The organism is Streptomyces sp. WAC 06738, assembly GCF_003945505.1.
Taxonomy (GTDB): Bacteria; Actinomycetota; Actinomycetes; order Streptomycetales; family Streptomycetaceae; genus Streptomyces.
Genome location: NZ_CP029618.1, coordinates 2,869,349 through 2,889,017 on the forward strand (window position 1 = coordinate 2,869,349; position 19,669 = coordinate 2,889,017).

Consider the following 19,669-nt stretch of genomic DNA (forward strand, 5'->3'; position numbering starts at 1 on the left):
TCCCGGGTCGTCTAATGGCAGGACAAATGGTTTTGGTCCATTGAATGAGGGTTCGATTCCTTCCCCGGGAGCCTCGGCACAGAGGGCCCACGGGTCCCGGCAACCGCCGGGGCCCGTTTGCGTTACCGACGCGTATGGCCTCGGTATCCTGCCCGTACCCCCGATTCCGCCTGCGTAAGGACCTCACGTGACCGCGAACCGCCCCGCAGCCGTCGTCGTACTCGCCGCGGGCGAAGGCACCCGAATGAAGTCCGCGACCCCCAAGGTCCTGCACCGCATCTGTGGTCGCTCGCTCGTCGGGCACGTCGTCGCCGCCGCCGGAGAGCTGGACCCCGAGCATCTGGTCGTCGTCGTCGGCCACGGCCGGGAGGCCGTCACCGCGCATCTCGGGGAGATCGCGCCGCAGGCGCGGGCCGTGGTGCAGCAGGAGCAGAACGGGACCGGGCACGCCGTGCGGATCGCGCTGGAGGAGCTGGCCGGGAGCGGCGTGGCGCTGGACGGGACCGTCGTGGTCGTGTGCGGCGATACGCCCCTGCTCGCCGGCGAGACGCTGGACCGGCTCGCCTCGGCGCACGACGCCGACGGGAACGCCGTGACCGTGCTCACCGCCGAGGTGCCGGACGCGACCGGGTACGGGCGGATCGTGCGGGAGGACGCGACCGGGGCCGTGACCGGGATCGTGGAGCACAAGGACGCCTCCGCCGCGCAGCGGGAGATCCGGGAGATCAACTCCGGGGTGTTCGCGTTCGACGCGAAGCTGCTGGCGTCCGCGCTGACGCAGGTGCGGCGGGACAACAGCCAGGGCGAGGAGTATCTCACCGACGTACTGGGGATCCTGCGCTCCGCGGGGCACCGGGTGGGTGCGTCGCCGGCCGCCGACCACCGCGAGATCCTGGGCATCAACAACCGGGTGCAGTTGGCCGAGGCGCGCCGGCTGCTCAACGACAGCCTGCTGCGGGACGCGATGATGGCCGGGGTGACGGTGGTGGATCCGGCGTCGACGTGGTTCGACGTGGCGGTGACGTACGAGCCGGACGCGGTGGTGCACCCGCAGACGCAGCTCCTGGGGGCGACGCACGTGGGTGCGGGTGCCGAGGTGGGGCCGGGGTCGACGCTGACGGACACGGTGGTCGGCGCGGGTGCGCGGGTGCTCAACACCGTGGCGGACGGGGCGGAGATCGGGCCGGGGGCGAGCGTGGGTCCGTACACGTATCTGCGGGCGGGGACGCGGCTGGGCGAGGGGGCCAAGGCCGGGACGTATGTGGAGATGAAGAACGCGGACGTGGGCGCGGGGACGAAGGTGCCGCATCTGTCGTACGTGGGGGACGCGACGATCGGTGAGTACACGAACATCGGTGCCGCGAGCGTGTTCGTCAACTACGACGGTGTGGCCAAGCACCACACGACGATCGGGAGTCACTGCCGTACGGGCGCGGACAACATGCTTGTTGCGCCCGTCACAATCGGGGACGGCGCGTACACCGCCGCGGGGTCGGTGATCACGAAGGACGTGCCGCCGGGTTCGCTGGCCGTGGCGCGCGGTCAGCAGCGCAACATCGAGGGCTGGGTGGCCCGTAAGCGCCCCGGGAGCGCGGCGGCGCGGGCGGCCGAGGCGGCCCGCCGGGAGGGTGCGGCGGAGGACGAGGGCGCCGGTCAGGCGGGGTGACGGCGTGGGAAGCCGGGGCGTACTGGGCGTACGGTGAGTAGGACATCCGACCGGCCGCCCGCCCGGCCGCCTGCCCGACACCGAGGAGAACGTGCTGTGACCGGGATCAAGACGACCGGCCAGAAGAAGCTGATGCTTTTCACCGGCCGTGGCTACCCCGAGCTTGCCGAGGAGGTCGCGCACCAGCTCGGTGTGGGCCTCGTACCGACGAAGGCGTTCGACTTCGCCAACGGTGAGATCTACGTCCGTTTCCAGGAGTCGGCGCGGGGGGCCGACTGTTTCGTGATGCAGAGTCACACGACGCCCATCAACCAGTGGATCATGGAACAGATGATCATGGTGGACGCGCTGAAACGTGCCTCCGCGCGCAGCGTCACCGCGATCGTCCCCTTCTACGGCTACGCCCGCCAGGACAAGAAGCACCGCGGCCGGGAGCCGATCTCGGCGCGGCTCATCGCCGACCTGCTGAAGACGGCGGGTGCGGACCGGATCCTCACGGTGGACCTGCACACGGACCAGATCCAGGGCTTCTTCGACGGCCCGGTGGACCACCTCTTCGCGCTGCCGGTGCTGGCGGACTACGTGGCGTCGAAGACGGACCGCTCGAAGCTGACGGTGGTCTCGCCGGACGCGGGGCGCGTGCGGGTGGCGGACCGGTGGGGCGACCGGCTGGGGGCGCCGCTGGCGATCGTGCACAAGCGCCGGGACCCGGACGTGGCGAACCAGGTGACGGTGCACGAGGTCGTGGGCCACGTGGCCGGCCGGGTGTGCGTGCTGGTCGACGACATGGTGGACACCGGGGGCACGATCTGCGCGGCGGCGGACGCGCTCTTCGCGAACGGCGCGGAGGACGTGATCGTGGCGGCGACGCACGGCGTGCTGTCGGGTCCCGCGGGTGACCGGCTGAAGGGGTCGAAGGTGAGCGAGTTCATCTTCACGAACACGCTGCCGACGGCGAGCGAGTTGGACCTGGACAAGATCACGGTGCTGTCGATGGCGCCGGTGATCGCCCGCGCGGTGCGCGAGGTGTTCGAGGACGGCTCCGTGACCAGCCTCTTCGACGAGCACGCGTAGCCGTAGCGCGGAAGATCGACTTGGGGCGGCCGCTCGCCGCCGGGTAGACTCCCGGAGTTGCTCGGCGAGGGAGGCCGCCCCGGTCCGTCCGGTTCCGGTTCGGTGCTCCGTTATCGACGCGCTCTTCGTAGCAGGCCGATCGCGGCCGGGTGACCGTCCCGACAGCCTCACCTACTGCGAGGAGTGCGACCATGGCCGAGTACAAGATCACCGCGGAGCCGCGGACCGAGACCGGCAAGGGCGCCGCCCGCCGGCTGCGCCGCGAGGACAAGGTTCCCGGCGTCATCTACGGCCACGGCGCCGACCCGCGGCACGTGGCGCTGCCGAGCTACGACCTGCTGATGGCGCTGAAGACCTCGAACGTGCTCATCAGCCTCGACCTCGAAGGCAAGTCCGAGCTGGTCATCCCGAAGGACGTGCAGCGCGACGTGCTGCGCACCGGGGTGCTCAAGCACGTGGACCTGCTGGTCGTGAAGCGCGGCGAGAAGGTCACCGTCGAGGTACCGATCCAGGTCGAGGGCGACCTGGCGCCGGGCCAGAACCTGCTGGAGCACACGCTGCACGCGCTGCCGGTCGAGGCCGAGGCGACGAACATCCCGGAGTCCGTGACGGTGAGCGTCGAGGGCCTGGAGGCGGGTGCCACGGTGGCGGCGAAGGACGTCAAGCTGCCGGCCGGGGTGACGCTCGCCGTCGACGGCGAGGACCCGGTGCTGCACGTGGTCGCGCCGCAGGCGGAGGAGCCGGCGGCCGAGGGCGAGGCGGCCGAGGGCGAGGCCGCGGCCGACGAGGGCAAGTCGGAGGACTGAGCACCGCGGGGGCGGGTCGTACGGGCCCGCCCCCCGTCTCCGTACGCGCAGGCACGCACACGCACCCCGGGAGGGCCGGCAGATGTCGGACGCAGCGCAGCCGTGGCTCGTCGTGGGCCTGGGCAATCCGGGCCCGGGGTACGCGGGCAACCGGCACAACGTCGGGTTCATGGTCGCGGACCTGCTGGCGGAGCGCGTCGGCGGCCGGTTCAAGGCGCACAAGGCGCGGGCGCAGGTCGTGGAGGCGCGCCTGGGCCCGCCGGGTCCGGCGGGGCGGCGGATCGTGCTGGCCAAGCCGATGACGTACATGAACCTGTCCGGCGGCCCGGTCTCGGCGCTCGCCGGCTTCTACAAGGTCCCGCTGGAGCGGATGGTCGTCGTCCACGACGAGCTGGATCTGGACTACGGCACGCTGCGGCTGAAGCTCGGCGGCGGCGACAACGGCCACAACGGGCTGAAGTCGCTGTCGAAGTCGCTGGGCCGGGAGTATCTGCGGGTGCGCTTCGGCGTGGGCCGGCCGCCGGGTCGGATGGAGGTGGCGGACTACGTGCTGAAGGACTTCTCCGCCGCCGAGCGCAAGGAGCTCGACTACTTCGTGGACCGTACGGCGGACGCCGTGGAGGCACTCGTCACGGAGGGCCTGGAGCGCGCCCAGAACACGTACAACGGCTGATCCCCCGACCTGTCACCAGACTGTGACAAAGGGTTTTCCCAGCACATCTCCTGAAACGGGATGAAGGGCGCACGACGCGCTTGACCGGCGCCCCGCCGGCGGCGGAAGCTGAGCCGCCCCCCAACTTCCCTCTGCACACCTTTCACTCACGAAGTTGGGTATCGCATGCGAACCATCGCTTCGATCGGCGCGGTCGCCGCTGCCGCTGCCGCCTCCCTGCTGTTCGCCGCCGCGCCGGCGCCGGCGGCGAGCGGCGACAACGGGACCGTGAAGATCCACGACGCCGCCACCGGCGAGGAGCTTCGCAAGAACGAGCCGAAGGTCTGCGAGTTCTATCTCGACGCCTTCGGCTTCGACGCCGGCCAGCAGGTCACGTGGGAGATCGTCGGCTGGAAGCCGACCGGGGACAACAAGACCGTCGCGGACGAGGGCGAGATCGTCCTCGACGGCGAGGGGCACGGCCGGACCGAGGACATGACCCTCCCCGACGGCCACTACAAGCTCTTCTGGAACTGGGAGGGCGAGAACGGGGCCGCGAAGCACAAGGTCTTCTGGACCGAGTGCGAGGACTCCGAGTCGCCGGACACGGACACCCCGTCCGACACCCCGTCGGACGACTCCTCCCAGGCGGCGGAGGAGCCGGGCAAGCCCGGGAAGCCGGGCGAGGACGGCGAGCAGGGCGCGGACGCCGCGCCCAGTGCGTCCAACGCACCGGGCGCGCAGGGCGGGGGCGACGAGGAGTCGGGCGGCCTGGCCGCCACCGGCGCGTCGGTGACGGGCATCTCGATCGCCTCGGCGATCCTCCTGGGCGCGGGCGGTTACCTGGTGCTCCGCCGCCGGGGCATGGGCCGCCAGCACTGAGCGGGTCCCGCCGGAAGACCGCACGCGGCTCTCACCCCCGGGGGTGGGGGCCGCGTGCGGTTGCGGGCGCCGCGCGCCCCGGTGAGCACGTCGTACGTCCGCCCCGCGGGCCGGCCGCGGTCAGCCCGTGTTGCGGAGGCCCGCCGCCACGCCGTTGACCGTCAGCAGCAGCGCCCGGCCCAGGAGCGGGTCGGGGGCCTCGCCGCGTTCGGCCGCCTCGCGCTGCCGGCCGAGGAGCGTGACCTGGAGGTACGAGATGGGGTCGAGGTAGGCGTCGCGGATGCGGAACGTCTGCTGGAGCACCGGGTTGGCCTCCAGCAGCTCCGACTCGCCGGTGATGCGCAGCACCTCACTCACCGTCAGCTCGTGCTCGGCCTCGATGACCGCGAAGATGTGCTTCAGCTCGTCGGGCACGAGGGTGTCGACGTAGTGCCGGGCGATCCGCAGGTCGGTCTTGGCGAGCGTCATCTCGACGTTGGCGAGGAAGTTGCGGAAGAAGTGCCAGTGCTCGTACGCCTCGTCGACCACCGCGTCGAGCCCCGCCTCCCGGGCGGCGCGCAGCCCGGAGCCGACGCCGAACCAGCCGGGGACGATCTGCCGGGACTGCGTCCAGCCGAAGACCCACGGGATGGCGCGCAGCCCGTCGAGGCCCGCGCCGGTGTCGGGACGGCGGGAGGGCCGGGAGCCGAGGTGCAGCTCGGCGAGCTGGTCGACGGGCGTGGAGGCGAAGAAGTACGCGGGCAGGTCGGGGTCGTCGACGAGCCGCCGGTACGCGGCGTGGGCGGCGTCGGAGACGACGTCCATCGCGGCGTCCCAGCGGGTCAGCGCCTCGACGGACTGCCGCGGCGCGGTGTGCAGGGCGGATGCCTGGAGGGTGGCGGCGACGGTCAGCTCCAGGTTCTCCCGGGCCAGGGACGGCACGAGGTACTTGTCGGAGATGACCTCGCCCTGCTCGGTGACCTTGATCTCGCCTTCGAGGGTGCCCCACGGCTGGGCGAGGATCGCGTCGTGGGTGGGGCCGCCGCCGCGGCCGACGGTGCCGCCGCGGCCGTGGAAGAGCCGCAGCCGTACGCCGTGCCGGTGGGCGACGTCGCGCAGTCGGCGCTGGGCGCGGTGGATCTCCCACTGGGAGGTGGTGATGCCGCCGAACTTGGAGGAGTCGGAGTACCCGAGCATGACCTCCTGGACGTCCCCGCGGAGGGAGACCAGGCGCCGGTAGGAGGGGTCGGAGAGCATCGCGTCGAGGAGGTCGTCGGCGATCTTCAGCTCGTCGGTGGTCTCCAGCAGCGGCACGATGCCGATCTTCGCCCAGCCGGCGTGCAGGTCCAGCAGCCCGGCCTCGCGGGCGAGGACGGCGGCGGCGAACACGTCGTCGGCGCCCTGGCACATGGAGATGATGTACGACTCGATGACCTCGGGCCCGAAGGCGTCGATGGCCTTCCTGACGGTCTCGAAGACGCCGAGGGTCTTGGTGCCGGCCTCGTCGAGCGGCGCGGGGGTGGGCGCCAGCGGGCGGCGGGAGCGCAGTTCCTTGGCGAGGAGGCCGCGGCGGTAGTCGCGCGGCATGTCCAGGTAGCGCCAGGACTCCTCGCCGAGCCGGTCGAAGAGCTGGCCGAGCGCGTGGTGGTGGGCGTCGGCGTGCTCGCGTACGTCCATGGTGGCGAGCTGGAGGCCGAAGGCGGCGATGGTGCGGATGGTGCGCTCCAGCCGGCCGTCGGCGACGAGCGAGCCGCGGTGCGCGCGCAGCGAGGTCTGGACGAGGGTGAGTTCGTCGATGAGCTGCGCGGTGCCGAGGTAGTCGCGGCCGGGCACGTGGGCGCTGCCCTCGGCGAGCCGGCGGCGGGTGTTGAGGAGCTTCTGCCGGATGCAGGTGGCCTTGAGCCGGTAGGGCTCCTCGGCGTTGAGCCGCTTGTAGCGGGGGCTGATCTCGGGGAGCACCTCCAGGTCGCGCTGGACCGATTCGAGGAGTTCCTCGGTGGCGCCGCCGTTGCGGATGGAGTTGGAGAGGGCGGAGCGCAGCTCGTCCACGTGGCCGATGGCCTCGGTGATGCCGTGCTCGTGCTGGAGGAGGAGCACGTCCCAGGTGACCTGGGGGGTCACGTTGGGGTTGCCGTCACGGTCGCCGCCGATCCAGGTGCCGAAGGTGAGCGGGCGGGTGCCGGGCGGCAGGACGGCGGACTGGTCGACGCCGACGCGCTCCAGTTCCGCGGCGAGGTCTTCGAGGACGTCGCCGACGGCGCCACGGTTCAGCTCGTCCAGGTAGTAGATGGCGTTCCTGGCCTCGTCCGCGGGTTCGGGCCGGACGACGCGCAGCTCGTCGGTCTGCCAGATGAGGTCGATGTCCTCGGCGAGGCGGCGGTCGCAGCGGCGGCGGTCGGCGGTGGACGCGCCCTCGTCGGCCTCCAGGAGGCGGGCCACGTCGCGCAGCTTGGTGAGGACGGAGCGGCGTGCGGCCTCGGTGGGGTGGGCGGTGAAGACGGGGCGTACGCCGAGGCTGGCGATGGTCTCGCGCAGGTGCGCGGGGTCGGCGTCCTTCAGCATGTCGGCGGTACGGGCCAGGCTGCCGCCCTCCGCGGCGCGGCGGGCGCGGAACTCGCGGCCGCGGTGCACCTGCTCGGTGACGTTGGCGAGGTGGAAGTAGGTGGAGAAGGCGCGCACGAGCCGGGCGGCGGTCTCCAGGTCGACCTTGCGCAGGAGCTCCGCGGCGGCGTCGCCGTCGGTGCGCGTCAGGGCGCGTACGCGTTCGACGAGGTCCAGCAGTTCCGGCCCGTCCTGGCGGACGAGCGTCTCGCCGAGCAGGTCGCCGAGGCGCCGGATGTCGGCGCGCAGCTCGGCGTTGCCGGCGGCCGCGGCGTCCGGGTCCGGGCCTGCGGCTCCGGCGGGGCGGGGCGCGTGGGTGTCGGCACTGGTCACTGGTGCGGCTCCTTGGCGTGCGGCGCTGGTGTTTCCGCCCGTGCGCGGCGGCGCGCGGCGGGCCGGGGTGCGGACCGCGCTGTCCGACGCCCCCAGACTAGTCGCCGCTGCTCGCTGCCCGGGTGGGCGAAGCCCGCGGGGTTGCGGCATGGGAACCGGCGTCTGCGGGCACTCAAGAGGTGTTCCTTCCACACGGGCGCGTATGTACGCCCGTTGGGACCGTGCCTCTTTCAGCCCGGAACTGAGGCATGCCATACTTACGCCAACGTAGGTTACGGGACCGTAGCCTCGCTGGTCCATGTTCCCCCAGCCTCCGAGGGATGCCCATGCCGTCCACGTCCGAAGTGATCGACGAGCAGCCCCGCTCGGCCACGGTCACCGCTGAGTCCGCGACGCTCGGCGGTGAGAACAAGAGATCGATCGAGCAGATCACGCTGCTCGCCTTCATCGTGCTGCCGTTCGTCGCGCTGGTCGCGGCCATCCCGCTGGCCTGGGGCTGGGGGGTGAGCTGGCTCGACCTCGGACTGATGACGTTCATGTACTTCCTCGGCCTGCACGGGGTGACGGTCGGGTTCCACCGGTACTTCACGCACGGCTCGTTCAAGGCGAAGAAGCCGCTGCGGGTGGCGCTGGCGATCGCCGGTTCCATGGCGGTGGAGGGCCCGGTCGTGCGCTGGGTCGCGGACCACCGCAGGCACCACAAGTTCTCCGACGCCGAGGGCGACCCGCACTCCCCCTGGCGCTTCGGCGAGACGGTGCCGGCGCTGATGAAGGGCCTGTGGTGGGCCCACATCGGCTGGCTCTTCGACGAGGAGCAGACACCGCAGAACAAGTACGCGCCCGACCTCATCAAGGACTCGGCGATCCGCCGGGTGTCGCGTCAGTTCGTGCTCTGGACGGCCGTCTCGCTGCTCTTCCCGCCGCTGGTCGGCGGGCTGGTCACCTGGTCGTGGCAGGGCGCGCTCTCCGCGTTCTTCTGGGCCTCGCTGGTCCGGGTCGCACTGCTGCACCACGTCACCTGGTCGATCAACTCGATCTGCCACGCGGTCGGCAAGCGCCCGTTCAAGTCCCGGGACCGCTCGGGCAACGTGTGGTGGCTGGCGATCCTGTCCGGCGGCGAGTCGTGGCACAACCTGCACCACGCGGACCCGACCTCCGCCCGGCACGGCGTGATGAAGGGCCAGATCGACTCCAGCGCCCGGATCATCCGCTGGTTCGAGAAGCTCGGCTGGGCGTACGACGTGCGCTGGCCGAGCGAGTCCCGTATCGACTCGAAGCGCAACAAGGACGGCGACGCCCGCAAGGGCGCGGGCAAGGGCGCGGCCGCCGCGTCGGCCCGGCGTGAGGAGGCCGCCGCCGACGCGGCATGATGGAGCCGTGGCTACCGGCGGTAAGAGCAGCACGGGCAACAGCGGCGACGGCGGCGAAGGGAAGCCGCCGCGCCGTACCCGGCGGCGGATGACGGGCAAGGAGCGCCGCGAGCAGCTCGTCGACGTGGCTCGCACGCTCTTCGCGGCGCGCGGCTTCGAGGCGACGTCGGTGGAGGAGATCGCCTCGAAGGCGGGCGTGTCCAAGCCGGTCGTGTACGAGCACTTCGGGGGCAAGGAGGGGCTCTACGCGGTCGTCGTCGACCGGGAGATGCGGCAGCTCCTCGACATGGTGGCGGGCGCGCTGACCGCGGGGCATCCGCGGGAGCTGCTGGAGCAGGCGGCGTTCGCGCTGCTGGACTACATCGACGAGTACACCGACGGCTTCCGCATCATGGTCCGGGACTCCCCGGTGGCGCAGTCGCACGGCTCGTTCGCCTCGCTGATCAGCGACATCGCCACCCAGGTGGAGGACATCCTGGGGCTGGAGTTCAAGTCCCGCGGCTTCGATCCGAAGCTGGCGCCGCTCTACGCGCAGGCGCTGGTGGGCATGGTGGCGCTCACCGGGCAGTGGTGGCTGGACGTGCGCAAGCCGAAGAAGGCGGAGGTCGCGGCGCATCTGGTGAACCTCGCCTGGCACGGCCTGGGCGACCTGGAGGCGAAGCCGCGGCTCATAGGCCACCGCCGCGCGTAGCACGCGGCGCGCGAGGGGCCGGTGATGCGCGGATGGCCCCCGGTGCGCAGGGCTGTGCGGCGCGACGGCGGCGCGGTCCGGTGCCGTTCCGGGCGCCCGGTACGCCGCCGGTCCCGCGGCCCCGGGGCGGGCCCGCTCCGGTGCCGGCGGAGCCGTCACGCGGCCTGGAACTCCAGCCGGTTGCCGAACGGGTCGGCGGTGTGGAAGCGCCGTACGCCCGGGATCTCGTCGTCGGCCCAGGTCACGTCGTGGCCGCGGACGGCCAGCCGGCGGGCCAGCGCGTCGAGGTCGGTGACGACGAGCGCGGGGTGCGCCTTGCGGGCGGGGCGGAAGTCCTGCTCGACGCCGAGGTGGAGCATCACGGGTCCCGACGTGAACCAGCACCCGCCGCGGGCGGCGAGCGCCGCCGGCTTGGGCACCTCGGTCATGCCGAGGACGTCGCCGTAGAAGATGCGCAGGATTTCCTCGCTGCCGGCGGGGACGGCGAGCTGGACGTGGTCGAGTCCGGTGATCATGGCGTGACTCCCAGCGCGAAGATGCGGCGGAACGGGAACGGGGTGCCGTGCGGGCCCGGCGGATAGGCGGTGCGCAGCAGGGCCGCGTAGGCGGTGACGAAGGCGTCGGCGTCGGCGCCGAGGGCGTCGAGGACGGGCCGCAGCCCGGTGCCCTTCACCCAGTCCAGCACCGGGTCGGGGCCGTGCAGGAGGTGGGTGTACGTGGTCTCCCAGGCATCGCCGGCGCAGCCGAGGTCGCAGAGCAGCTCCAGGTACGCGACGGGCTGGAGCACCGGCTGGTCGCGCAGCACCCCGCGCAGCCGCTCGCGCCAGCGCGGGTCGCGGGTGAGCTGCCGCATCAGCGCGTGGCTGGGGGCGTCGTAGTTGCCGGGGACCTGGAAGGCGAACGTGCCGCCGGGGGCGAGCCCGGCGAGCCAGCGGGGGAAGTGCTCCCAGTGGTCCGGCACCCACTGCAGCACGGCGTTGCCGAGGATCAGGTCGTACGCGCCGGGCTCCGGCGTCCAGTCGGCGAGGTCGGCGCGGGCGAAGTCGATCCGGCCGCCGCCGGGGGTGGGGCCGGCGTGGGCGGCGGCGGTGCGGAGCATGGCGGCGGAGCTGTCGTACCCCGTGACGTGGGCGGCGGGCCAGCGGGCGGCCAGCAGCGCGGTGCCGTTGCCCGTGCCGCAGCCGATGTCGGCGATCCGCGGCGGGCGTCCCGGCAGTTCGCCGACGCGGGCGAGGAGGTCCGCGAGGGGGCGGGTGCGGGGCCCCTCGTGGCGCAGGTACTGCTGCGGGTCCCAGGAGGGTGAGGTCATGCCTCCAGCGTTCCGCCGACGTATCTCGATGTCAAGAGACTTCATGTCGACAGACCGACTACACTGATCGCATGCGGGACGAGGTGGACCGGCTGGTCGCGGCGTGGCGCAGGGAGCGCCCCGACCTCGACGTGGAGCCGCTGGAGGTGCTGAGCCGGGTGAGCCGGCTGGCCCGCCACCTGGACCGCGCGCGGCGGCTGGCGTTCGCGGAACACGGCCTGGAGGGCTGGGAGTTCGACGTGCTGACCGCGCTGCGGCGGGCCGGCGAGCCGTACCAGCTCTCCCCCGGGCAGCTCCTCACCCAGACCCTGGTCACCTCCGGGACGATGACGAACCGGATCGACCGGCTGGCGAAGAAGGACCTCGTCGAGCGGCTGCCGGACCCCAGCGACCGGCGCGGCGTGCTCGTACGGCTCACGGCGGAGGGCCGCGAACGCGCGGACGCGGCGCTGGCGGCGCTGCTGAAGCAGGAGCGGGCGATCCTCGCGGAGCTGGCGCCGGAGCGGCGCAGGGAGCTGGCGGACCTGCTGCGGCAACTGACGGCCCCGTTCGACAACGTGCCCTGACGGACCGGAGCGCCCCGTCCGCCGTACGGACGCCCCGCCCGCACCCGGGTCAGGCGAGGGCCTATCCGCCCACTCTGGCCGGTTCGCCCAGGTCCACCGGGCCCACGCCCGCGCGGCGGGCCAGGGCCACCGCGGCCAGCGTCGAGTGCACGCCCAGCTTGCCGAGGACGTTCTGCATGTGCGTACGGACCGTGTGCGGCGACAGGTACAGCCGTTCCGCGACCGCCTTGCGGCCCAGGCCCGCGACCATGCAGCGCAGCACCTCGTGCTCCCGCGGGGTGAGCGACTCGACGAGCTGCTCGCTCTCCGTACGGTGCTCCCGGGCCGCCGTCAGCTCCCGCAGCACGCCCGTGAGCAGCGCGGGCGGCAGATGCGTCTCGCCGCGCAGCACGCCCCTGATCACCGCCAGCAGCCGGGAGAGCGAGCTGTCCTTGGCGACCCAGCCGAACGCCCCCGCCTGGAGCGCCGCCGCCGCCCGCGCCGGGTCGTCGCGGGCCGCGAGCACCACCGTGCGCGTCTGCGGGTGCGCCGAGCGGACGCGCGCGGTGAGCGATATGCCGCCGGGACCGCCCGCCGCCGAGCCGTTCCCCGCGACCGCCTGCGCGGGCACCGGGGCGCCCGCGGGCGTATCGCGGTCGAGGTCGGCGTCGACCAGGAACACGTCGAACCTGCGGCCCTCCGCCGCGGCCCGCTCCAGCGAGCGCAGCGCGGCCTGACCGCTGCCGGCCGGCAGCACGTCGACGTCGGGCTCCGCTGCCAGCGCGGCGGCCAGCGACTCGGCGAACACGCGGTGGGCATCGGCCACCAGGACCCGGATCCGAACCACGGACACCCCCATGTCGCGGACTACCAGAACTCGCGGAATGCGGAATACGGCGCTCGGAGCATGGAGCGCCCGCCTGAGCTGCGGCCGCCGCCGCGTCCCATAGCTACCCCACCCCGTGCGCCGTACCCACGGTCTCGCCCCCTGAACGGCACCGGCCCCCACCGGTGCTGCCCCACAGCGTAGGGCGCGGGACCCACAAGGGAAGCCCAACGACCGACTTTCCGTGGCGAGTTCGCCACGCGGAGTAGAAACCGGCCGGATACGGCCCCGTTGCGGATCGATTCCGGAGTTCCGGCGGGCCCGGGAGCGGTAAGGCTGTACCTTGCCGGGGCAGTAGACCCCCCGGGGGGAGGGCGAGATGGCCGTTCGGCTGATCGTGGTCGACGAGCACCGCCTGCTCGCCGAGGCTCTCGCGTCCGCGCTGAAGCTGCGCGGGCACCGGGTGCTGGCCGCGGCCGCGCCCACGGCGGGCGCCGCGGAGCTGGTGGTGAGCAGAGGACCTGAGGTGTGCCTGCTGGGCACGGCGACCCCGGCCGCACCCGGGGCGTTCGACCCTGTGCTGCGCATCAAGCGGGAGCGCCCGCAGATAGCGGTGGTGGTGCTCGGCCCGGTGCCGAACCCGCGCGGCATAGCGGCGGCGTTCGCCGCGGGTGCCTCCGGGTACGTACGGCATGACGAGCGCATCGAGGGTGTGGAGCGTGCGCTGGTCAAGGCGCGTGCGGGGGAGGCGGCGGTGGCTCCCCAGCTCCTGCAGAGCGCGTTCACGGAGCTGCTGAATCCGGCGGCGGAGCCGGACGACGAGGGGGCCCGGCTGCTGCAGTTGCTCACCCCGCGCGAGGTCGAGGTGCTGGTGCGGGTGGCGGAGGGCGAGGACACGCGGCTGATCGCCCAGGGGATGCGCATAGCCGCGAGCACGGCCCGTACGCACGTGCAGCGCGTGCTCATGAAGCTCGGGGTGGGTTCACGCCTTGAAGCGGCGGCGCTGGCGGCCCGCACGGGGCTCCTCGACCGCGCCGCCGCCCGGCCCGCGGTGGACGGCGAGGCCGGGGCGTAGCGGCTTTTCGGCGCCCGCGGGCGCGGCGGCTTTCGGACATTCGTGTACGGGCAGGGGCCGCGGCGTACGGATCGGCGGGCGCACGGGTCAGCGGGCGTCCGGACGGTCCTGGCCGCCGTCCCCGTCGATGGCCTCCGCCAGCTCCTCCCCCGACGGCGGCCGCACGGGCCGCAGGAGCTGCCAGACGAGGAAGAAGAGCCCGAGCGCCAGCATCCCCAGCCCGGTCCACAGGTTGATGCGTACGTCCTCCGCCTTGGCGATCTCCGCGTCGGAGTCGAAGGCGCCGGTGATCGCGAGGATCAGCCCGTACGCGACGAAGAGACCGCCGATCAGCCGGCGTACGTCGAAGAGCCTGCTGGCCGTCGCCGACTTGCGCTCCAGCTCCTCGATCTGCTGCGCCAGCTCCCCGGTGTCCGGGATGCGGTGGCCGCGGCCGTCCGGGTCGTCCGGGCGCTCGTGGGTGTCGCTCATGGTGCGCTCCTAGAAGGAGAAGGGGATGTAGCAGAGGGCGGCCAGGACGAGCGCGCCCCAGCCCAGCAGCGCAGGTTTGCGGTACCAGGCGTCGTCGCCGGCCGCGGCGGGCTCGGACATGCCCGGGGAGCGGGTCCCGTAGACGAGGCCGGCGAGCTGCTCGGGGACTTGGGCCGGGTGAACGGCGTGACGACGAGCATCGCGACCGCGCCGGCGACGAAGCCGACGATCGCGGAGACGAAGTTGGCGCCCTGGTCGCTGGGGATGCTGATGACGCCCTGCTTGTAGATCCAGAAGTAGTTGAGCACCGCGGCGACCGTGCCGACGAGCAGCCCCCAGAAGCCGGCCTTCGCGGAGGTGCGCTTCCAGAACATGCCGATGATGAAGACCACGAACATCGGCACGTTGAAGAAGGAGAACAGCGTCTGCAGGTAGGCCATGATGTTGCTGAACCTGGACGCGATGAACGCCGTGCCGACGCTCACCGCGACGCCGATCACGGTGATGATCCGCCCGAAGCGCAGGTAGTACGCGTCCGTCTGGCCGCGCTTGACGTACGGCTCCCAGATGTCGGTGGTGAACACCGTGTTGAACGACGAGACGTTGGCCGCCATGCCCGCCATGAACGCCGCCAGCAGCCCGGTGATGGCCACGCCCAGCACGCCGTTGGGCAGCAGTTGCTCCATGAGGTACGGGATCGAGTCGTTGTACGTCAGGTTCGAGCCGGACGTGCCGATCTTGGGCACCAGGGCCGCGGCGGCGAGGCCGGGGATCATCACCAGGAAGACGATGAAGATCTTCGGGTACGCGCCGATGAGCGGGGTGCGCTGGGCGGCGGAGAGGTTCTTGGCGGAGAGCGCGCGCTGCACCTCGGCGAAGTTGGTCGTCCAGTAGCCGAAGCTGAGGAGGAAGCCGAGGCCGAGGACGATCGTCAGCCAGTTGGCGCCCAGCGGGTTGGCGTGGCCGATGGCGGTGCCGCCCCAGGCGGTGGTGAAGTCGCTGCCGCGGGAGGCGGTGAGGGTGTCCTTGAGGCCGTCCCAGCCGCCGACGCGCTTGAGCGCGAGGAGCGTCAGCGGCAGCAGCGCGGCGATGATGACGAAGAACTGCAGCACCTCGTTGTAGACCGCGGACGACAGCCCGCCGAGGGTGATGTACGCGAGCACGACGGCGGCGGAGACGACGATGGCGACCCACTCCGGCCAGCCGAGCAGCGCCTCGACGACGATGGACATGGCGTAGAGGTTGACCCCGGCGATGAGCACGGCGGCGACGGAGAAGAGCACCGAGCTGAGCAGGTGCGCGCCGCGGTCGTAGCGGTGCAGCAGGAACTCCGGCACGGAGCGGACCTTCGAGCCGTAGTAGAAGGGCATCATCACCAGGCCCAGGAAGACCATCGCCGGGATGGCGCCGATCCAGTAGAAGTGCGTGGTGTAGACGCCGTACTGGGCGCTGTTGGCGGCCATGCCGAGGATCTCGGTGGCGCCGAGATTGGCGGAGATGAACGCCAGGCCGGTGATCCAGGCGGGCATGGAGCGGCCGGAGAGGAAGAAGTCGAGGCTGGTCTTGATGGATCGCCGGGCCAGGAAGCCGATGCCGAGGACGACGGCGAAGTACATGGCCATGATCACGTAGTCGAGGGCGTTGGTGTCGAGCCGCAGCTCTGTCGCTAGTGGGTGCATGCTTCAGGTCCGCTTCCGTGCGTGGTGCGTTCAGAAGACGAAGCCAGACGGATGGCGTTGGATTCCGAAAGCTTCTGTTGGGACTGTTTGCTTATCTGTTGGATCTCGCACCCAGAATGTCTGATAAAGGATAAATTGGGGTAAGCGACGCTCCGGCGTTGACTCGCCTGTTGGCTTGTGGTTCATTGTGTTCGATTGTGTTGGGGAACCGGACCATGACGAGCGGCGGGCAGGGCAGGCCAGGGCCGAGGAAGAGGCTCCAGTGAAGAAGACGCACACGCGGCTCGCGGACGGGCGCGAGCTGATCTACTTCGACGCGCGTGACGACGCCGTCCGGGACGCGGCCGACCGCCGCCCCCTGGAGCCGACGCGCACCGCGTCGGAGGCGCGCTTCGACCCGCTGCGCGGGGAGTGGGTGGTGATCGCCTCCCACCGTCAGGGCCGTACGTACCGGCCGCCCGCCGACGAGTGCCCCCTGTGCCCCTCCCGAAACGGGCGGCTGAGCGAGATCCCCGCCGACGACTACGAGGTCGCCGTCTTCGAGAACCGCTTCCCGTCGCTGACCGGCGGTCCCGGCCCCGAGACCGGCGAACCGCCGTTCGTGAGCGCCCCGGGCGCGGGGCGCTGCGAGGTCGTCTGCTTCACCTCCGACCACGACGCCTCGTTCGCCGGCCTCTCCCCCGGGCAGGCCGCGCTGGTGCTGGACGCCTGGACCGACCGCTCCGTGGAACTGGGCGAACTCCCCGGCGTCGAGCAGGTCTTCTGCTTCGAGAACCGCGGCGAGGAGATCGGCGTCACCCTCGGCCACCCGCATGGGCAGATCTACGCGTACCCGTATGTCACGCCGCGCACCGCGCAGATGATGCGCTGCGCCGACCTGCACCGGGCACGGACGGGCGAGAACCTCTTCGACACCGTCGTCGCCGCGGAGACGGCGGCGGGGGTGCGGGTGGTGCTGGAGGGGGCGCACTGGGTGGCGTTCGTGCCGTACGCGGCGCACTGGCCGTACGAGGTCCACCTCTACCCGCGCCGGCGGGTGCCCGACCTCCCGGCGCTGGGCGACGCGGCGCGCGCGGAGTTCCCGGAGGTCTACCTCGAACTCCTGCGCCGATTCGACCGCATCTTCGGCCCCGGCGAGCCCCCGACGCCGTACATCTCGGCGTGGCACCAGGCACCGGTGCGGGCGCCGGGGCGGGATGACTACGCTCTGCACCTCGAACTGTTCACGATCCGGCGAAGCCCGGGCAAACTGAAGTACCTTGCAGGCTCGGAGTCCGCGATGGACGCCTTTGTCACCGATGTGCCGCCCGAACAGGCGGCGGAGCGACTGCGAGAGGTAGCTGGCAAGTGAGTCATGACGTGACCGGGGGTGCCGGGGGCGGGCGGAAGTATCTGGTGACCGGTGGGGCGGGGTACGTGGGGAGCGTCGTCGCGGCGCACCTGCTCGCCGCCGGGCACGGGGTGACCGTGGTCGACGACCTGTCGACCGGGTTCCGCGACGGGGTGCCGGAGGGCGCCGAGTTCGTCGAGGACCGGATCCAGCACGCCGCGAAGTGGCTGGACTCCTCGTACGACGGCGTGCTGCACTTCGCCGCCTCCTCGCAGGTCGGCGAGTCCGTCGCGCACCCCGAGAAGTACTGGCGCAACAACGTCGGTGGCACCCTGGAGCTGCTCGCCGCCATGCGCGACGCGGGCGTGCGGCGGCTGGTGTTCTCCTCCACCGCCGCCACCTACGGCGAGCCGGAGTCCGTGCCGATCACCGAGGACGCCGTCACCGCGCCGACGAACCCGTACGGGGCCTCCAAGCTCGCCGTCGACCACATGATCGGCGCGGAGTGCCACGCCCACGGACTGGCCGCCGCGTCGCTGCGCTACTTCAACGTCGCCGGCGCCTATCTGCCCGCGCAGGGCGGCGGCGGCCCGTACGGCGAGCGGCACGACCCCGAGTCGCACCTCATCCCGCTGGTCCTCCAAGTCGCCCTGGGGCGGCGCGAGTCGATCTCCGTCTTCGGCGACGACTACCCCACCCCCGACGGCACCTGCATCCGCGACTACATCCACGTCGCGGACCTCGCCGAGGCGCATCTGCTCGCGCTCGACGCGGTGCGCCCCGGGGAGCACCGCATCTGCAACCTCGGCAACGGCGCGGGGTTCTCCGTGCGCGAGGTCATCGAGACGGTCCGCCAGGTGACCGGGCACCCCGTGCCCGAGGTGGTCGCACCGCGGCGGGCGGGCGACCCGGCGGTGCTGGTGGCGTCGGCGCAGGCGGCGAAGGAGCAACTGGGCTGGCGGCCGTCGCGTACGGAGCTGGCGGGGATCGTGTCGGACGCCTGGGACTTCGCACGGCGGGGTGCGGGCGCGGGGGAAGGCGGAGGGGACGCATGACGGCCGGGGAGACGACGGCGGCGGGCCGGGACGCGGTGGGCCGCGAGGCCGCGGAGACGGACGCCGCCGGACCGGACGCGGCAGGACCGGCCGCGGCAGGACCGGCCGCGGCGGGTGCGGCGGGCGCGGCGGAGGCGGCGGCCGCGGCGTTCGCGGAGCTGTACGGGGAGCGGCCCGCCGGGGTGTGGGCCGCGCCCGGGCGCGTCAACCTCATCGGTGAACACACCGACTACAACGACGGCTTCGTCATGCCGCTCGCCCTCCCCCACACCACCCTCGCCGCCGCCCGCCGCCGCGACGACGGCGTGCTGCGGCTCCACTCGGGCGACGGCGAATCCCGCCTCACCGAGCTGCCCGTCGACCGCATCGACCCCCTGACGGTCGGCGGCGACCGCGGCGGCTGGGCCGCCTACCCGGCGGGCGTGGTGTGGGCGCTGCGGCGCACTGTCGACGCCTTCGCGGACTTCGCCGGCGCCGACATCCACTACGAGAGCACGGTCCCCACGGGCGCCGGGCTCTCCTCGTCGGCGGCCCTGGAGGTCTCCACCGCGCTGGCGCTCAGCGACCTGTACGGCCTGGGCCTCGACCCCGTACGGCTGGCGAAGGTCTCCCAGCACGCCGAGAACGACTTCGTCGGCGTACCCAGCGGGATCATGGACCAGATGGCCTCCGCCTGCTGCACCGCGGGCCACCTGCTCCATCTCGACACCCGCGACCTCACGCAGCGCGCCGTGCCCTTCGACCTGGCCGCCGGGGGGCTCACGCTGCTCGTCGTCGACACGCAGGTCAAACACGCCCTGGGCGACGGCGAGTACGCCGAGCGGCGGGCCGGCTGCGAGGCGGCGGCGCGGGCGCTGGACGTACCGGCGCTGCGCGACGTGCCGTACGCGGAGCTGGACGCCGCGCTGGCCCGGCTGACGGATCCGGCGGTGCGCCCGCTCGTCCGGCACGTCGTCACCGAGGACCGGCGCGTCGAGGAGTGCATCACGCTGCTCGACGCCGGCCGCACCCGCGACATCGGGCCGGTCCTGCTCGCCGGACACGCCTCGCTGCGCGACGACTTCCGCGTCTCCTGCCGCGAACTCGACGTGGTCGTCGAGTCGTCGGTCGCCGCGGGCGCGCTCGGCGCGCGCATGACCGGGGGCGGCTTCGGCGGCTCGGCGATCGTGCTGGCCGAGACGGACGCGGCGGACACGGTCGGCAAGGCCGTCGCATCGGCCTTCGCCGCGGCGGACTTCCGCCCGCCCCGGATCTTCACCGCCGTCCCGGGCGCGGGCGCCCGCCGGCTGGTCTGAGGACGGTCAGGCGCCCCCGGCCGGGGGCGC

General features: G+C 72.5%; 17 protein-coding genes, 1 tRNA gene and 1 pseudogene. 13 read left to right on the forward strand and 6 right to left on the reverse strand.

All coding sequences use genetic code 11. The features are described 5' to 3' along the window. From DMB38_RS12025 to DMB38_RS12050, 6 genes are all read left to right on the forward strand, one after another. Positions 1–71, forward strand: a tRNA-Gln gene (locus DMB38_RS12025). A 116-nt stretch (positions 72–187) separates the two neighbouring features. Next, the gene (gene glmU / locus DMB38_RS12030) at positions 188–1,666 is read left to right on the forward strand and encodes a bifunctional UDP-N-acetylglucosamine diphosphorylase/glucosamine-1-phosphate N-acetyltransferase GlmU (RefSeq protein ID WP_125935171.1); all 1,479 of its coding nucleotides are present in this window, start codon (positions 188–190) and stop codon (positions 1,664–1,666) included. A gap of 96 nt (positions 1,667–1,762) precedes the next feature. After that, entirely contained in the window at positions 1,763–2,740 is a 978-nt protein-coding gene (locus DMB38_RS12035; RefSeq protein WP_047016171.1) for a ribose-phosphate diphosphokinase, read from the forward strand. A 191-nt stretch (positions 2,741–2,931) separates the two neighbouring features. Then, complete coding sequence (locus DMB38_RS12040; RefSeq protein ID WP_125935172.1) at positions 2,932–3,546, forward strand: 50S ribosomal protein L25/general stress protein Ctc; 615 nt, start codon at positions 2,932–2,934, stop codon at positions 3,544–3,546. 82 nt (positions 3,547–3,628) lie between these two features. Next, a complete protein-coding gene (gene pth / locus DMB38_RS12045) occupies positions 3,629–4,219 on the forward strand; it encodes an aminoacyl-tRNA hydrolase (RefSeq protein WP_125935173.1) in 591 nt (196 codons plus the stop codon). A 165-nt stretch (positions 4,220–4,384) separates the two neighbouring features. Further along, positions 4,385–5,080 (forward strand): hypothetical protein, encoded by a 696-nt coding sequence (locus DMB38_RS12050; RefSeq protein WP_125935174.1) that lies wholly within the window; start codon positions 4,385–4,387, stop codon positions 5,078–5,080. Positions 5,081–5,200: 120 nt separating this feature from the next. Here DMB38_RS12050 and ppc read toward each other — a convergent pair whose 3' ends face one another. Continuing rightward, positions 5,201–7,993 carry a phosphoenolpyruvate carboxylase gene (ppc, locus tag DMB38_RS12055; protein ID WP_125935175.1) on the reverse strand — a complete coding sequence of 931 codons (2,793 nt, stop codon included), beginning with the start codon at positions 7,991–7,993 and terminating at the stop codon, positions 5,201–5,203. 326 nt (positions 7,994–8,319) lie between these two features. Between ppc and DMB38_RS12060 the strand changes: the two genes are divergently transcribed. Together DMB38_RS12060 and DMB38_RS12065 are read left to right on the forward strand one after the other, a co-directional pair. After that, the gene (locus DMB38_RS12060) at positions 8,320–9,363 is read left to right on the forward strand and encodes a fatty acid desaturase (RefSeq protein ID WP_125935176.1); all 1,044 of its coding nucleotides are present in this window, start codon (positions 8,320–8,322) and stop codon (positions 9,361–9,363) included. A gap of 88 nt (positions 9,364–9,451) precedes the next feature. Further along, positions 9,452–10,054 carry a TetR/AcrR family transcriptional regulator gene (locus DMB38_RS12065; protein ID WP_240662692.1) on the forward strand — a complete coding sequence of 201 codons (603 nt, stop codon included), beginning with the start codon at positions 9,452–9,454 and terminating at the stop codon, positions 10,052–10,054. 155 nt (positions 10,055–10,209) lie between these two features. Here DMB38_RS12065 and DMB38_RS12070 read toward each other — a convergent pair whose 3' ends face one another. Together DMB38_RS12070 and DMB38_RS12075 are read right to left on the reverse strand one after the other, a co-directional pair. Continuing rightward, a complete protein-coding gene (locus tag DMB38_RS12070) occupies positions 10,210–10,569 on the reverse strand; it encodes a VOC family protein (protein WP_125935178.1) in 360 nt (119 codons plus the stop codon). After that, the gene (locus DMB38_RS12075) at positions 10,566–11,363 is read right to left on the reverse strand and encodes a trans-aconitate 2-methyltransferase (protein ID WP_125935179.1); all 798 of its coding nucleotides are present in this window, start codon (positions 11,361–11,363) and stop codon (positions 10,566–10,568) included. The genes DMB38_RS12070 and DMB38_RS12075 overlap by 4 nt, the downstream gene beginning before the upstream one ends. A gap of 71 nt (positions 11,364–11,434) precedes the next feature. Between DMB38_RS12075 and DMB38_RS12080 the strand changes: the two genes are divergently transcribed. Then, entirely contained in the window at positions 11,435–11,929 is a 495-nt protein-coding gene (locus tag DMB38_RS12080) for a MarR family transcriptional regulator (protein ID WP_047016180.1), read from the forward strand. Between the two features lie 61 nt (positions 11,930–11,990). Here DMB38_RS12080 and DMB38_RS12085 read toward each other — a convergent pair whose 3' ends face one another. Then, entirely contained in the window at positions 11,991–12,755 is a 765-nt protein-coding gene (locus tag DMB38_RS12085; protein WP_234380420.1) for a response regulator transcription factor, read from the reverse strand. A gap of 358 nt (positions 12,756–13,113) precedes the next feature. Between DMB38_RS12085 and DMB38_RS12090 the strand changes: the two genes are divergently transcribed. Continuing rightward, complete coding sequence (locus DMB38_RS12090) at positions 13,114–13,809, forward strand: LuxR C-terminal-related transcriptional regulator (RefSeq protein ID WP_101424136.1); 696 nt, start codon at positions 13,114–13,116, stop codon at positions 13,807–13,809. Between the two features lie 87 nt (positions 13,810–13,896). Here the strand turns inward: DMB38_RS12090 and DMB38_RS12095 are convergent, their stop codons facing one another. Both DMB38_RS12095 and DMB38_RS12100 read right to left on the reverse strand, forming a co-directional pair. Continuing rightward, the gene (locus tag DMB38_RS12095; RefSeq protein WP_125935180.1) at positions 13,897–14,280 is read right to left on the reverse strand and encodes a hypothetical protein; all 384 of its coding nucleotides are present in this window, start codon (positions 14,278–14,280) and stop codon (positions 13,897–13,899) included. 9 nt (positions 14,281–14,289) lie between these two features. Next, positions 14,290–15,959: pseudogene (locus DMB38_RS12100) on the reverse strand (sodium:solute symporter family protein). 262 nt (positions 15,960–16,221) lie between these two features. Between DMB38_RS12100 and galT the strand changes: the two are divergent. From galT to galK, 3 genes are read left to right on the forward strand one after another with little or no spacing between them, the layout of a single operon-like run. Then, complete coding sequence (gene galT, locus DMB38_RS12105; RefSeq protein ID WP_125935181.1) at positions 16,222–17,310, forward strand: galactose-1-phosphate uridylyltransferase; 1,089 nt, start codon at positions 16,222–16,224, stop codon at positions 17,308–17,310. A gap of 8 nt (positions 17,311–17,318) precedes the next feature. Next, positions 17,319–18,344, forward strand: coding sequence for a UDP-glucose 4-epimerase GalE (galE, locus tag DMB38_RS12110; protein WP_125938972.1), 1,026 nt, complete (start codon positions 17,319–17,321; stop codon positions 18,342–18,344). After that, positions 18,341–19,639 carry a galactokinase gene (gene galK, locus DMB38_RS12115; protein WP_240662141.1) on the forward strand — a complete coding sequence of 433 codons (1,299 nt, stop codon included), beginning with the start codon at positions 18,341–18,343 and terminating at the stop codon, positions 19,637–19,639. Before galE ends, galK begins: the two co-directional genes overlap by 4 nt. Positions 19,640–19,669: the final 30 nt, after the last annotated feature.

Coding starts and splice junctions, on each gene's coding strand:
- pth (WP_125935173.1), top strand. CDS start 3,629: ATGTCGGACGCAGCGCAGCCGTGGCTCGTCGTGGGCCTGGGCAATCCG.
- DMB38_RS12065 (WP_240662692.1), top strand. CDS start 9,452: ATGACGGGCAAGGAGCGCCGCGAGCAGCTCGTCGACGTGGCTCGCACG.
- galK (WP_240662141.1), top strand. CDS start 18,341: ATGACGGCCGGGGAGACGACGGCGGCGGGCCGGGACGCGGTGGGCCGC.
- DMB38_RS12050 (WP_125935174.1), top strand. CDS start 4,385: ATGCGAACCATCGCTTCGATCGGCGCGGTCGCCGCTGCCGCTGCCGCC.
- DMB38_RS12040 (WP_125935172.1), top strand. CDS start 2,932: ATGGCCGAGTACAAGATCACCGCGGAGCCGCGGACCGAGACCGGCAAG.
- DMB38_RS12060 (WP_125935176.1), top strand. CDS start 8,320: ATGCCGTCCACGTCCGAAGTGATCGACGAGCAGCCCCGCTCGGCCACG.
- DMB38_RS12080 (WP_047016180.1), top strand. CDS start 11,435: ATGCGGGACGAGGTGGACCGGCTGGTCGCGGCGTGGCGCAGGGAGCGC.
- DMB38_RS12090 (WP_101424136.1), top strand. CDS start 13,114: ATGGCCGTTCGGCTGATCGTGGTCGACGAGCACCGCCTGCTCGCCGAG.
- DMB38_RS12075 (WP_125935179.1), bottom strand. CDS start 11,363: ATGACCTCACCCTCCTGGGACCCGCAGCAGTACCTGCGCCACGAGGGG.
- DMB38_RS12095 (WP_125935180.1), bottom strand. CDS start 14,280: ATGAGCGACACCCACGAGCGCCCGGACGACCCGGACGGCCGCGGCCAC.
- DMB38_RS12070 (WP_125935178.1), bottom strand. CDS start 10,569: ATGATCACCGGACTCGACCACGTCCAGCTCGCCGTCCCCGCCGGCAGC.